The 14,458-nt window shown below is 42.9% G+C and carries 6 protein-coding genes; all 6 read left to right on the forward strand.

Going from position 1 to position 14,458, the window contains the following annotated elements; genetic code table 11:
* Positions 1 to 11 precede the first annotated feature (11 nt).
* The 6 genes from KTO63_RS10060 (at position 12) to KTO63_RS10085 (ending at position 14,404) form a co-directional block, all read left to right on the forward strand.
* Positions 12 to 3,176 carry a SusC/RagA family TonB-linked outer membrane protein gene (locus tag KTO63_RS10060; RefSeq protein WP_217791137.1) on the forward strand — a complete coding sequence of 1,055 codons (3,165 nt, stop codon included), beginning with the start codon at positions 12 to 14 and terminating at the stop codon, positions 3,174 to 3,176.
* Between the two features lie 26 nt (positions 3,177 to 3,202).
* Entirely contained in the window at positions 3,203 to 5,029 is a 1,827-nt protein-coding gene (locus KTO63_RS10065) for a RagB/SusD family nutrient uptake outer membrane protein (RefSeq protein WP_217791138.1), read from the forward strand.
* A gap of 399 nt (positions 5,030 to 5,428) precedes the next feature.
* Positions 5,429 to 7,555, forward strand: a complete 2,127-nt coding sequence (locus KTO63_RS10070) for a glycosyl hydrolase family 95 catalytic domain-containing protein (protein ID WP_217791139.1) — start codon at positions 5,429 to 5,431, stop codon at positions 7,553 to 7,555.
* 210 nt (positions 7,556 to 7,765) lie between these two features.
* The gene (locus KTO63_RS10075; protein ID WP_217791140.1) at positions 7,766 to 10,153 is read left to right on the forward strand and encodes a glycoside hydrolase family protein; all 2,388 of its coding nucleotides are present in this window, start codon (positions 7,766 to 7,768) and stop codon (positions 10,151 to 10,153) included.
* A gap of 15 nt (positions 10,154 to 10,168) precedes the next feature.
* Positions 10,169 to 12,001 (forward strand): right-handed parallel beta-helix repeat-containing protein, encoded by a 1,833-nt coding sequence (locus tag KTO63_RS10080; protein WP_217791141.1) that lies wholly within the window; start codon positions 10,169 to 10,171, stop codon positions 11,999 to 12,001.
* A gap of 96 nt (positions 12,002 to 12,097) precedes the next feature.
* Positions 12,098 to 14,404 carry a glycoside hydrolase family 20 protein gene (locus KTO63_RS10085; RefSeq protein ID WP_217791142.1) on the forward strand — a complete coding sequence of 769 codons (2,307 nt, stop codon included), beginning with the start codon at positions 12,098 to 12,100 and terminating at the stop codon, positions 14,402 to 14,404.
* Positions 14,405 to 14,458: the final 54 nt, after the last annotated feature.

Consider the following 14,458-nt stretch of genomic DNA (forward strand, 5'->3'; position numbering starts at 1 on the left):
AACTTTAACTAATGATCAGTTTGCCAAAACTAACGATGATAGCAACGAGCATGTCTTGCTTGCTTTTGCTAAGCGATCTGTCTTACGCGCAGGCACCCAAGGAGGTGACCGGTCATGCACAGGAAACCATAGTGGTGAAAGGTGTTGTACAGGATTCGAAAGATTTATCCCCCCTTTCAGGAGCTGTTATTCAACAGCAGGGAAGTTCCTTAAAAACCGCAGCTAATGATAAAGGAGCGTTTGAAATAAGAGTTCCTGCTAAAAGTAAGCTTATTGTATCAATGGTTGGTTACAGCACAATCGTTGTTAATGCTGCACCGGATGTAGTTATAAAACTCGAAACCCATGCCAGCAGCATGGAAGACGTGGTTGTAATCGGTTACGGTAGCCAAAAGAAGGAGTTACTCACTGGTTCTGTTGCTAACATGAAATTTAAAGAAGCAGATAAAGAAATGCCAAGCACAATGTTGGCCAATGTATTAGCCGGGCAAATGGCCGGCGTAAATGTTTCAACGCCTACCGGTCTTCCGGGGCAAGCTCCAACGCTTACTATCAGGACAGTAACAACATTCAATGCTGCAGGACAGCCAGTACTGTATGTAATAGATGGAAAAATTATGGGGGCTACCGATTTCAACAATTTAAGCCCTAACGACATTGATAATATTACTGTATTGAAAGATGCTGCTTCTACAGCTACATACGGATCGAGAGGTGCCGGCGGTGTAGTACTTGTTACTACTAAAACAGGTGTAGCGGGCAAAGCGAGGATCAACTATTCTTTTAATACTGGTACAGACAAAAGGGCAAAGAATGTTCCTTTAACGAGTGCGGTGCAGGCAGGAGAATTATATCAACGAATCAATCCTACGTCTGATCCTGCAGGCTGGGGATGGACACAAAGCGACATCGATTATTTTAAGAACATTAATAACGGATGGGGTTATGATCAACTGGGTGCAGTATGGCGCGACCCATCCACAACTTCCCACAATCTAAGTGCGTCAGGGGGAACCGATAAACTTCGATACTATGTAGGTGGCTCCTATGTAAAGCAAAATGGTTTTCTAAACAACCTGAAGTATGACAAATACAATGTAAGAGCGAACATTACCACCAACCTTACGAAAAACCTGGAAATCTTTGCCGGGTTATCACTTAACAATGATCTTACTTATAGCACTACTAATACTTCAGTTGGCGATCCTAACGGCATTTATACCAAATTGCTTGTATGGCAGCCCGACCAACCTGTGTGGACCAACACCGGTAAGCCTATTGATTACGGCTGGATAGCAAACGTAGGCGCTGAAACGCGTGGAGATGGCGGCTATATTAACAGTAACTATTTAAAACCGGTAATTAATTTACGAGGTACTTACAAAGTTCCCTTCGTTAAAGGCCTGAGTGCTATTGCTAACTACAGCAAATCGTATACAGATAACCGCACCAAGACTTTTCAAAAACAATACACGATGTATGTGATGCAAAAACAAGGGTTACATATCATCAGTACAAATGACACGGGTATCGTTTCAACGAAAACCTCTTCGCAGGTGAGTCAAAGCTATATCCAGGAGGATGCAGGATGGGGTGAAGACAGGCAGCTCAATCTTCAGTTAAATTATGAGCGAGCCTTTGGACAACATCACGTAAAGGGCTGGTTGGTGTACGAAAATTTTGTGCAGTCCGGTCTGGGAATGTCTGCAGGCATCAACGGTTTCCCGGTATATACTACTGACCAATGGTGGGCAGCAAGTACCAGCAATGCACAATCATATGTTTCTAACAACACTAAATACTCAGATACGACGATTGGCAGAAAATCGTGGGTGGGCCAGTTCTTCTATGACTATGCCGGAAAATACCTCGCCAGCTTTACCTATCGTTACGATGGTTCTATGAGGTTCGCACCCGATCAGCGTTGGGGTTTCTTCCCATCGGGATCTGTCGGTTGGGTAATCTCAAAAGAATCATTCTTTAAAGTAAACTGGATCGACATGTTAAAAGTAAGAGCTTCTGCCGGTCTTGTGGGTAATGATGCTGTACCTAGTTATTATTGGCAGGAAACTTACGTACCAGGTAAGTCCGCTTATTTCGGAACCAATCCTTCGACCAATGCTGGCGTTACATATGGAAGTATCCCGAATAAGAATTTGACATGGGAGAAATCGCTGAACAAGAATATAGGCGTTGATCTTAACTTCTTAAGACATTTCAATGCAACAGCTGAATACTGGCATACGCATACCTATGATATCCTGGGCCTCAGAACAACTTTGGTACCTCCAACTTTCAGCCCGACCTTGCCTGCCTACAATTATGGCGTCGTGAATGCGCAAGGTGTTGATGTTAATTTAGGCTATGCCAACAGAGCCGGTAAAGTAAACTTCCATACCAATATTACAGCCTCTTACGGCGCGGCAAAGTATGAACTGCGTGATGTGAACGCTACTTACGATTGGCAGACTTTTAATGGCAGAAGTACTACTTATATAGCGGGATATAAAGTGGCGGGCATGTTAAGAACACAGGACGATCTTGATCAATTTACAAAAGCAAATCCTAATTACAATTTCAATGGAAACAAACCGGCATTGGGACAATTGGTATATGCCGACTTAGCGGGTGCCGGAAATGTAAAAACACCGGATGGAAAAATTGATAGCTACGATGGTACTGTTCTTAGAAAGAACAACAACCCGGTTGTGCTGGGCTTGAACTTAGGCGCTGAGTGGAAAGGATTTACCATAGAAGCGACATTCAACGGAATGGTAAGGCAGTGGAAGTCCTTTAATGATCTCAGCGGTGGCGTGGAATGGAACAGGGTTTGGAACCAATGGTACAGCAACAGCTGGAGCACGAGTAGCCCTAATGCGTGGTTGCCTAAGAGATATTCAGCCAATGATGGAACCAAAGACGTAAATAACTCTGGCAGTAATTTCTGGTACGCAAATGCAAGTTTTGTGCGCCTGAAATTTTTGAACCTCGCTTATTCGTTGCCGTCTCAGTATGTTCAAAAGATCGGCGTACAGAGTATCAGGTTCTATTTCTCGGGAGCTAATTTATTTGTGATCAGCAAATTCAATAAAAAGTATTACGATCCTGAAATGAGCGGTGGTACTGCATTTCCTATCATGAAGTCTGTAAATTTCGGTGCAAGCATCACTCTCTAATTCGTCAAGTTTAAAGTATAAACAAAATGAAAAAATCTATTTATAAATTATCTCGTTTTTTGGCGGTCGCAGGTACGCTTGCATTGGTCGTGCCGGCATGTAAAAAAGGATTGGACTTTACGAATACGAATGCCATTAATCCGGCTAACGTTTGGAACGATCCCAATATGATCAAAGCTTTTTTAAATGATATTTATGGTGGATCAATGCCTGGGTTCGCCTTTGATGGAAACAATTCCGATGAAGGAATTAATGGTCCTAAAACTTTAGGCAACTATCAGCGTGGTATTATTACAGCTGATGTCAACTATGTAAATCTGAGTTACACCTACATTGATAAGACCAATTATTTTTTGGACCAGCTGTCAGCAGTGTCGCCAAAAGTGCTTGATCCGTCGCTGAAAAATCAATATACAGGAGAAGCTAAATTCTGGCGCGCATGGACGTACTGGAACATGGTAAGCGCATTGGGTGGAGTGCCATTAATTCTACACACACAAAATCCACTTGATACCACCAGCTTAAAGGTGCCGAGAAATAAAACATCTGAATGCATCACGCAAATAATGAAGGACCTCGACAGCGCTGCTATGTTGTTGCCTGCCGTTTATCCATCAAATACTGATTTCGGCAGGATCACAAAAATAGCAGCGATGGGATTGAAAGGCAAAATACTAATGTGGTATGCAAGCCCACTGTTCAATCCTTCTAATGATCAGAGCAGATGGCAAAATGCTTATAACGCAACAAAAGCTGCCGTAGATTCAGCTGCCAACGCGGGATACATGTTGAATCCTAACTATAGAAATATCTGGTACGTAAGAAATAAAGAAATGATCATGGTGAACCAATTTTACTGGTCCGATCATCCGATGAATTTTGCGCCCATACGTCCGTTACCATTTACACAAGGATCTACCGGTAGTAACCAGCCCATTTTGTCATTGCTCACTGCGTATCCAAAAAGAGACGGATCGCCTATGCAATTTGATAAAGCGCAATTAAGCAATCCTGCTTACAATGCCCAGTTCCTGACCGATTTTTATACCAACAGGGACGATAGGTTCTATGCTACTATTTATTGCGGAGGAACAGTATATCCGACGCCTGATCTTATCGTTGGTCAAACAGGTAAAACAACTTATTGGCTTGCATTTAAATGGGACGCTGCAAATAACAAGTATACCAACATCTTCGGTAGTGTATATCCTGGTGGCGCACAGGGTAGTGAAATAACCGGATTTTTAGACAGGAAAGCGTTGGATACAGCTCAAACATTGAATACGGTTTCCAGCGCTCAGCTAAATGGAGGCGTTGCTTTCGCCGTTCCGATGCGTTTCGCTGAATTGTTGATGAACTATGGCGAATGCGCCAATGAATTGGGAAAAAGTAGCGAAGCGCTGGACGTGCTGCATCAAATTCGCAAGCGTGCAAATATTCTGCCGGGTGCATCGAATAACTATGGCATTACCGCGGCTTCGCAAGCAGATATCCGCACAGCTTATATCAACGAAAAGCAAGTAGAGTTTGCATTTGAAAACCAGCGTTTGCCAGACTTGCGCAGATGGAAGAGATATGACATTCTCAATAGTCAGGGTGCACGTCACGGATTGTTGCTTGTAATTAATCCGGGAGCTCCACTTCCTGCGCCAACGGACAATATCATGAATCCGTCGGTAAGAACTAATTTTTCTGCAACCTATGTAGATAATTTGGATGGAGACCCTACATTTTATTTCAACCTGGATTTGAACCATTGGTTCTATCCTTTAAATCCGGCGCAGATTTCACTGGAGCCAAATAATTTGCCACAGAACAATGAGTGGGGTGGCTCCTTTGATCCGTTGCAATAAATATTTTTTCTCATGGCTCAATGTTAGTTTTTGGTTTGAGGGAAGGGAGGCTGGCAATCCTCCTTTCCATTTTTTAATCTAAATAGTTATAGACTTTACAATAACATTTGATCCACTACAATATTTTTTTACGATGAGTAGTGTGATGTGAAAAGAAGGTTTCTAGCAGTTTTGGTCAGTTTTCGTTTAATGAAAGGAGGAAGGCAATGCCTCCTTTCTCTTTTTGTAGGTGGGCAATAACGCAAAATGCTAAACGCCTAACGCCTAACGCAGGGCCTCTCCGCGTTAAGCGTTAGGCGTTTAGCGTTCAGCCCACCATGGCTAACAAAGTGTATGATTTAGATAATTTATATTAACCATAACCGGGTTTAAAAGACTAGTATTGACACGATGAAAAAAATGAAATTTCTCCTTGTCGCCATCATCATGATAAGTAGTGCAATTGCTGTTTGTCAGCAAGGTGCGGAAAACGCTGCGCTCGCCATAGTAGATGCACATAAGATATCTTTTACAGCGCCGGCACGTCATGTGCCTACGGATAAAATGCCTGATGCGCCGTTGCTGGGCAACGGTGATATTGGAGTAGCCATTGCGGGCGCTCCGGATTCACTTTCTTTCTACATAGGTAAAAATGATTTTTGGGGTGTACGAACAGCTGCTCCTATGACTGTGGGAAAGATTCAGTTAGTCGTGCCAACGCTTGCAGGTGCTACATATGCTGCAACGTGCGATATGCGTCGTGCAGTATGGAACGGAACATTTGCTAACGGTAAGTATGCTCTCAATATTCGCTCATGGGTAGATGCGAATGGCAATCATATTTTCATCGAAATAAAAAATACAGGTTCTCTGCCTGTTGAAGTTTCTGCTAATACTATCCTGGGCGACAAGCTCATTGATCATGGTGGTTTGTACAATCCTGATGAAGGCAAAGCCAATGCCCGTAAGGTTGGATTAGCATCAGCGTTGCTACAGTCAAATGGAAATACGATGAAGCTTGCCCCTCAGGCAAGAACCGTTTTTGCCGTTGCTCTTTTTTCAGATGTAGATGCCAGCGATCCGTTGAAAAAAGCACAATCGGAGTTAAGCTCGCTCACACAAAAAAAGGCCGATGGTTTATTTGTTGCCCATCAGGCATGGTGGGAAAAATTTTGGAAAAGATCTTTCATCGAAATACCCGACAAGGTGATAGAAGAGCATTGGTATTCCACACAGTACATCATGGCTTCCTGCAGTCGTGCGGGTAAAATAGCGCCCGGCCTTTGGGGCAACTGGATCACATCTAACAATACGGCGTGGCATGGCGATTATCATCTCAACTACAATTTTCAGGCACCTTACTACAGTCCATATTCTTCAAATCATGTTGAAATTTCTTCGCCCTATTATGAGGCTGTCAACAACATGATTCCATTTGGCGATACACTTGCAAAACAGCATGGCTGGAAGGGCGTTTTTCTTCCGGTTTCCATGGGGCCATGGGGCACTAGTCCCGAAGGCCCTGACAGTCACTGGGGACAGCACTCCAATGCTGTTTTTGCGGCGTTGCCATTTATCTGGCATTATCAGTATACACAGGATACAGCATGGCTCAGAAAAACGGGTTATGCATATATGAGAGAAGTGGAAAAATTCTGGACGGATTACCTTACGTTCGAGAATGGCAGGTACGTCATTGAGCATGATGCCATTCATGAAGGTTCAGGCGGTGCAGGCAGGTCTGGCATTAGCGAAGACATGAATCCTATTCTGACACTTGGCCTTGTGAAAACCTTATACACAAGCATGTTGGCGATGAGTGAAGACCTGGGAGTAGATGCAGCCCTTCGTTCAAAGTGGAAAGAAATTATTGAGAAGTTGAGCCCGTTTCCAACACAAGAACGCAATGGGAAAACAGTATTCCGTTATACAGAAAAAGGAACAGCATGGTGGGGCGACAATACATTAGGCATTCAGCATATTTTTCCGGCAGGCGCCATTGGGTTGGATTCCGATCCGAAGCTGTTAGAAATCTCGCACAATATGATCGATGCAATGGCTCGTTGGAAAGACAACAATGGATCTTCCTCCTGGTACACAGCCTGTGCCCGCGTCAATTACCAGCCAGAAAAAATACTCGCAGAGCTTCGCAGCATGTACGATAAACATTCTATGCCCAACAAGATCCTTTATTTTGGCGGTGGGGGAATAGAGAATGCGTCTCCATCCCTGGCCATTAATGAAATGCTGCTGCAATCCCACGAAGGTGTTATCCGGTTCTTTCCGTGCTGGCCGCAAAACCTCGATGCACGCTTTGGTTCGCTAAGAGCTGTTGGCGCTTTCATCGTATCGGCAGAAATGAAAAGTGGACTCGTTCAACATGTAACAATAGTGAGTGAAAAAGGAAAACCATTAACCATAGTCAATCCATGGAAAGCCAATAAAGTGCAAGTGTATAGAAATGGTAAGAAAGCGGAAATGCTGTCAGGAGAAAGGGTTCGCATGACTACATCAGCAAAAGAAAGGATACAATTGCAACCTTTGTAGTTTAATTTGAAGCTGTAAAAAAGTTGGGGTATCTGCCAATATAACGGTAGTTCAGGGAGTGTCATAGTTCTAACTTAGAACACTCAAGATGGAAGTCAAAAGTAAAAAGTAAAAATTCAAAAGCTTTTAGCGCGGATTTGTTTTTTTACGAGCAGCCACGCTGCAATACAAGCTTTTGATTTTCGCTTTTGAATTTTTAATTAACAAACTATGTATCCAATCAGAAAAATATTTTTAGCATCCTCATTGCTGTTCTGTTGTATGACCTCAATGGCCCAGCAAGATGTAAACAATGTTTTAGATAAAATAAAGGGCTCGCTATCTTTAGAAGTATGGCACTTTGATGCAGGGAATAAAATCCTGGAAAAACAAAAAGTAGCTTTCATAAATAAATCAGACGGTTCTTTAAAAACGCAAGATGCGGAATGGAAAACATCTGTTACTGCTATTCAACAAGAAGCTGATGGTGCCGTACAATTGAATATTAAATTCACTTTGCTGAGCGGTACTGTTAACAATGCATCAACGGCCATTAATTTTAATTTTTCGGATTGGAGCACAAAAAATTATGTGATGATTCCCGCTGCTGTTTATAACGGTAATCGTTTTCCAGTGTTAAAAGGCGGCTATATGCCACCCTATACAAGTGATATGTTTTGCAACAAAAATGTACCACTCACCATTTCAGATAATCCCCGGTTGGCATTGCATGAAGGTGAACCGTCAAAGATTGATCTGTTGACATGGAACGCCTCTACGCCGGTAATGAGTTTTTTTTCACCTGCTATGCACAAGGGTTTTATTGTGCTAACAGAGCCTAAAACAAAGTGGGGCATTAACGGATTGTCTGTTGAAGAAAATGCAGACAGGTCAAAGGCCGGATTCTCCGTTACAGCTCCGGGTGTTCGTGAGTATGCGGCTGGTTTCGGTGACTTCAGCAAAAGCCATGATAAACCCTGCAACTGGAAAACAGGCGATGAAATAGATGTGAAGTTGTACGTGTATGTTTTTAGTGCAACAGATATTCCATCTTTTTTACAAACGTACATGGACAAACGGAAAAAGTTATTGGGAGAAACACCGCAATATTATGTGGCACCCATGAGCGCCATTTTTCATTATACTACTTTACAGCTAGACAAGGCACGTGTTCATAAACCTTCGTTTTATGATACCATGTATTTTCCAGAAAATAGCTTTACCCGTTTTCAGTTGGGATGGATTGGCGGTTTGATGAATACCTATCCAATGTTATCGTTGAATGATGCTGAACGTTCCAAATGGATTGCCAATACCTTCGATTTCGTTGTATCTAAAATGCAGGGCAAAAGCGGATTCTTTTACGGAGTGCTGGATAACGGCATTACAACCGTTCCTGAAAGACCCATTCCTGACAGCATAAAGGCGTTACATCCTGAGATCGTGTCCGATGCTATGGTGCGTAAGAATGGCGATGCCTTATTATGGATGTACAAACATTTTTTGTTGTACAAAGAATTGGGCAGGGCCAATGAAATAAAACCTGAGTGGGAAGCTGCTGCGAAAAGATTGGCGCAGGCTTTTGTAACTACTTTTGAAAGAGAAGGAGAGCTTGGCCAGTATGTCGATCCGGAATCAGGAAAGATCGTGGTGTATAATTCTGCCGCCATTTCTTCTGCTCCTGCGGGGCTTGTGTTGGCTGCAATATATTGTCATGAACCTGCATTTTTAAAAGCTGCAGAAGCCATTGCCGACAGCTATTACAACCGCTTTACCAAAACACTTGGTTTAACAGGCGGCAATTGCGGAGATATCAGCATGGATCCAGATTCAGAATCGACTTTTGGTTTGCTGGAATCATTTATGGCTTTGTATTGGGCGACCGGCAAGAAGCATTGGCTTGAACTTGCCAAAGCAGAAACCGCATTGGGCTCAACGTGGACTGTATCATACAATTACGAATTTCCAAAGCAAAGTGACCTCGGAAGTTTTGATGCGCATTCAACAGGTGCAGTTTGGGCAAGTACACAAAACAAACATGCGGCGCCGGGCATTTGCAGCGCATCTGGAGATTATTTGTTCAAACTATATCGTGCTACAGGAGATACCAAAGTTGCTCAATTACTGAAAGATATTATCAACGGCCATACGGAACAGGTTGAATTGCCTAACCGCCCCACTGTATCAGCAGGTGTGACAGGCGCTGAAAGAGGCGCCAAACTGGGCTGCTCAATGGAACGAGTTCAAATATCAGATGCTGAAGGAAGAGGAGTGATTGGTAAATTGTATAACGGTTCCAATGGCTGGACCGAGCTCAACGGATTATTAATGAGTTTGGAGTTGCCGGGTATTTATTTGCAAACAGACAGAAACGAAATGTTTGTGTTTGACCAGGTGCAGGCAACAAGTGCGAAACAAAAAGACGGTTCGATTTTGGTGACGCTAAAAAATCCAACACCATTCGATGCATCTGTTAGTGTTTTCGCGGAAACTAGCAAACAATCTCTAAAACCATTATCTTATACCGCTTTTGTGCATTGGCCAAAAGTAGCTGTGGCTGCGGGAAAAGAAACCATTGCTCGTGTGGCCAGCAACGGGAATGTAACGGTCATTAAGTAGTCGAAATATAAAAAAATGTCAAACTTGAAATGTCTCTTGTGTTCGTTGTGTGCAATGTTGTTCGTTGTTGTGTCTTATGCCGCAGCACCAACCGATACCATCTATGCGAAAGATTTTGGAATAACTCCCAATGCTTTCGAAGACGTCGTTCCTGCCATGCAGAAAGCTATTGCTGCGTGCAAACAAAAAGAAAAGGCCGTCCTAGTATTTCAGGAAGGGCGCTATGATTTTTGGCCAACGCATGCGACAGTGAAGGAATATTACATTTCCAACACATCATCACAGGAAGAACTTTCTCAGAAAAAATACGTCATAGGCTTATTGCTCGAGCAATTGAATAATCTTGTTATAGATGGAAATAATTCGCTGTTTGTATTTCATGGTAAAATGACTTGTTTTGTTTTTGATCATTGCCGCAATATTTCTTTGAAGAATGTGCGAATGGATTTTGAGCGACCTACTATGTCGGAATTTGCCATCAAAGAAATTCAACCAGACCATCTCCTGGCAGCTGTTTCGCCTGCTTCCACATTTACCGTACGTGACAAGAAAATATATTGGTACGGAGAAGGCTGGGGGATGAAAAACTATCACGCGATTATTTCCAATCCTTCAACAGGCATTAATCGTTATAGCTCATGGACGCCGTTCCAGCAAAGCGAAGCCGTTCAGACGGGTCCAAGAGAAGTGAGGTTCAATGGCGATTTTTCAAAATTCAAAGGCAATGCCGGCGATGTTATTTCTGTAAGAGATCCAATAAGAGACCAGGTAGGCGGGTGGATCAATCATTCAGGAAATATTCAACTCGAAAATGTCAGCATGTATTATATGCATGGGCTCGGCATCGTATCACAATTTTCAGAAAATATTTCGTTTCGTCATTTTAGTACAGTGCCTCCGGACAGCAGCCGTCAGATGTCCTGCTTTGCAGATGCTTTACATTTTTCAGGTTGCAAAGGTTCCATTGTTATTGAAGACTCGCATTTTAAAGGCTTGCACGATGATCCGATCAATGTGCACGGCACTCATTTAAAAATAGTAGAAAAAAAGTCACCTACAGATATCCTGGTGGCATTTATGCACCCGCAGAGTTATGGTTTTGAGGCGTTCTTTCCGGGAGACACAGTATCGCTTGTCCATCCAAAAACGCTTGAGTATTTTGGAGAAAATGTAGTGGCTTCAGCTTCTCTTGTTTCTCCCAACGAAATGATCCTTCATTTTAATAAAGCCCTGCCTGAGCAAACAACAGTTGGAGATTGCCTTGAAAATATTACCTGGACAGCTTCGCTGACTGTTCGCAATTCTGTTTTTGAAAGTGTGCACACAAGAGGCATTCTTGTAACAACACGCAAGAAGGTCGTGATAGAAGACAACCTTTTTTACAGAACAGGGATGCATGCAATCCTTATTGCGAACGATGCATTGGGCTGGTATGAATCCGGCCCCGTGCAGGATGTGCTGATCAGGAACAATCGTTTTGAAGAGTGTGCATACAATAGTGCACCAGGTAATTTTGCCATTGCAATAGCTCCCGAAAATCATGAGCTAAAAAAAGGCTATTTTGTACACAGAAATATACGCATTGAAAACAACCAGTTTAAAGTGTATGATCCTCCGGTATTGACTGCGAAGAGTGTAAACGGATTAACATTTACTAATAACAAAATCGTTCAAACGCATGTGTTACCCGGCGATACAACTAAGGTCTCTTTTGTAATTGATGCCTGCAAACAGGTTCGTCTTCAAAACAACACATTTGAAACAGACTGGAAGCCGAAACTGTTGATGATGCATGCGGATAAAAATGGACTAAAAGCTGAGAGTGATATTTACGTAGTTACACAATAATCGGATTTCGTACAGACAAGGCATTGCCTTGTCTCTGGTGGCACAGACAAGGCGGTGCCTTGTCTCTACAATAACTTAAAACAAACCCACACCAACATGAAATATATACTATTGCTTGCCTGCTTTATACCTTCACTGATATATGCACAAACAGGCCCTTCTATCATTCCTCGACCCGTAAGCATGCAGATGAAGGATGGGAGTTTTGTTCTAGACAAAGATGTAGCTGTATATGCAACCTCCAAGGAAAAACCGGTGCAGGACGTTGTTCGGTTTTTTAGCAACTATATCAAACAGATAAGCGGTCTTTCACCCGTGCAGAATAAGGCAAAAACCAAGAGCATTCAGTTTTCTGTTATTAAAGACAATGAATTGGGCGAAGAGGGCTACAAGTTGTCAGTAAAGCCTTCCGCAATAATAGTCCAGGCAAACAATGCAAGGGGGTTGTTTTATGCCGTGCAATCACTTATGCAAACACTGCCGGCTGTCCGCACCAACCAGATTCTTCAGATACCATGCATGGACATAACAGATTATCCGCGATTCAAATGGCGCGGATTGATGCTAGATGTGAGCCGTCATTTCTTTGCCCCAGAACTGGTTAAAGAATTTATTGATCTGCTGGCTTCGTATAAAATGAACGTATTTCACTGGCACCTCGTAGACGGAGCCGGATGGCGTATTGAAATAAAACGTTATCCTAAACTTACGCAGCAGGCAGCGTGGCGTGTAGACGAAGGCAATAAAACATGGAGCTGGGGAGAAGTACAGTTTAATGCAGATCGCTCAAAGGCCACATACGGCGGCTATTACACGCAGGAGCAGATTAAGGAGATTGTTGCTTATGCAAAAGCAAGACAGATCACTATTGTGCCTGAAATTGAAATGCCAGGTCACTCTGAAGCAGCAATGGCTGCATATCCGGAGCTTTCCTGTACACCACTCAGTACTTTTGGGCAATCAGGAAATTTCTATGCAAGCAAAGCGCAAAGCAATTACTGTGCAGGCAACGACAGTGCGTTTGTTTTTCTGCAAAATGTATTGACCGAAGTGATGGCCTTATTTCCTTCTACTTACATTCATGTTGGTGGGGATGAAGTGGATAAAACCAGTTGGAAAAATTGTCCTAAATGCCAGGCAAGAATGCACAAAGAAGGCTTGAAGAATGAAGAAGAATTACAAAGCTATTTCATGAAACGCATAGAAAAATTCGTGATCAGCAAACACAGGAAGATGATAGGCTGGGATGAAATTCTTGAAGGCGGTTTGGCACCTGAAGCAACCGTAATGAGCTGGCGCGGTGAAAGTGGTGGCATAGCCGCAGCACAGCAGGGACATAATGTAGTGATGACGCCGGGAACCCCATGTTATTTTGATCACTACCAAGGTGACCCGGAAACAGAACCTTTAGCTATTGGTGGATTTAATACACTGCGCAAAGTATATAACTACGAACCAATACCAGTTGAGTTAAAGCCGGACGAGGCTGTTCATGTACTGGGCGCACAAGCCAATCTGTGGACAGAATATATACCCACTTTTGAGCATGCTGAATACATGATACTGCCGCGCATGCTCGCATTGAGCGAAGTGGTATGGTCTCCAAAAGAAACAAGAAACTGGGAATCTTTTTATCAGCGCCTGCAGCCTCATTTATTTGGTTTTGAACAAAAGGGCCTGCACTATTCAAAAGGCAATTTCAAAGTGGATATTAAACCAACGATGGTAAACGGAAAATTGTTTGTAACACTTGGTAGTGAAAATCCACAAGCAACCATTCGATACACCACCGATGGTAGCACTCCCAATTCAGGAAGCGCTGTATACCAGCAACCCATTGAAATCAACAAGTCCGTAACAGTAAAAGCATTGATGGCTGTCGACAAAAATGTCGTCAATACAAAACCTTCTGAGCAATCATTTACAGTAAATAAGGCAACCGGTAAAACGGTTCAGTATGAAAATGCAAACAGCCGCTATTACGCCGCTAACGGCCCTAACACATTGACGGATGGTATCAGGGGCACAAAAGAAATTGGAAAGAACTGGCATGCGTTTAATGGAAACGACATGGTTGCCACTATTGATTTTGAAAAGCAAATAACAGCAGACAGCATTAGCCTGGGTTGTTTACAGAATTATGGTCAGTGGATATTTTTTCCTCAATGGGTGAAGTTTGAAGTGTCGTCTGATGGCAAGAATTTTACAGCTGTAGATACGGTTATAAATACAGTTCCACCAGGAGATCGCACCTCACAGATACAAACGTTTGTTGCAAAATTTAATGCCCAATCTATCAGAGCCGTTCGTGTTACAGCGAAAAACCTTGGTGTATGCCCTCCGGGCCATTCTGGTGAAAACCAGCCGGCGTGGTTGTTTTGCGACGAGATTATAGTGGAATAAACTTAGCCCATAGGGCTTGTATATCAATAGAAAATATTGCGTTAAGAACTCTTT

The organism is Pinibacter aurantiacus (assembly GCF_019130065.1).
Classification (GTDB): Bacteria; Bacteroidota; Bacteroidia; order Chitinophagales; family Chitinophagaceae; genus Pinibacter; species Pinibacter aurantiacus.

What these genes read in the sequence shown, in the direction of transcription:
- KTO63_RS10060 (WP_217791137.1), top strand. Translation starts at nt 12, where the DNA reads ATGATCAGTTTGCCAAAACTAACGATGATAGCAACGAGCATGTCTTGC.
- KTO63_RS10065 (WP_217791138.1), top strand. Translation starts at nt 3,203, where the DNA reads ATGAAAAAATCTATTTATAAATTATCTCGTTTTTTGGCGGTCGCAGGT.
- KTO63_RS10070 (WP_217791139.1), top strand. Translation starts at nt 5,429, where the DNA reads ATGAAATTTCTCCTTGTCGCCATCATCATGATAAGTAGTGCAATTGCT.
- KTO63_RS10075 (WP_217791140.1), top strand. Translation starts at nt 7,766, where the DNA reads ATGTATCCAATCAGAAAAATATTTTTAGCATCCTCATTGCTGTTCTGT.
- KTO63_RS10080 (WP_217791141.1), top strand. Translation starts at nt 10,169, where the DNA reads ATGTCAAACTTGAAATGTCTCTTGTGTTCGTTGTGTGCAATGTTGTTC.
- KTO63_RS10085 (WP_217791142.1), top strand. Translation starts at nt 12,098, where the DNA reads ATGAAATATATACTATTGCTTGCCTGCTTTATACCTTCACTGATATAT.